The organism is Paenibacillus sp. S29 (assembly GCF_049319765.1).
In the GTDB taxonomy this organism is placed as follows: domain Bacteria; phylum Bacillota; class Bacilli; order Paenibacillales; family Paenibacillaceae; genus Paenibacillus; species Paenibacillus polymyxa_B.
This window is the reverse complement of the sequence record NZ_JBMOUI010000071.1, coordinates 1-458: the sequence shown is the minus strand read 5'-3', so window position 1 is coordinate 458 and position 458 is coordinate 1. Positions and strand designations below refer to the sequence as shown.

General features: G+C 57.9%; 1 protein-coding gene. It reads right to left on the bottom strand.

All coding sequences use genetic code 11. The features are described from left to right. Positions 1-458 (bottom strand): AMP-binding protein (locus tag ACL9RM_RS26515; protein WP_414126703.1); only part of this gene is annotated, 458 nt, incomplete at both ends.

The following is a 458-nucleotide window of genomic DNA, read 5'->3' as shown; positions in this document are numbered from 1 at the left end:
GGACGGTTCAGGTATCCTCTCGCAAGGCCTTCCCCGGCCACGTACATTTCGCCCGCTACGCCGATCGGCACAGGGCGGCGGTTTTCATCAAGGACGTATACGCTCAGCGTCGGGATCGGCTTGCCGATATTGCTCTTCGCCGCCTCAATCTCGACCCACGTAATTTCCTTATACGTAACGTGAACCGTCGTCTCCGTAATGCCGTACATATTAATCAGCTTCGTCTCCGGGTACTTCGTCTTGAAGCCCTTGAGCAGCAGCGGACTGAGCGCTTCGCCCCCGAAGATGACGTTGCGAATCCGCAGATCGTACGGATGGTCCGCCAAGACCTCACGTAGCAGCTGGTAGAAGTACGTTGGCGTCTGGTTCAAAATCGTGACCTGTTCGCGGCCCAGCAGCGCCAGGAAATCGGCCGGATTTTTCGCCGTGAGTGGCGGTACGATGACCAGCTTGCCTCC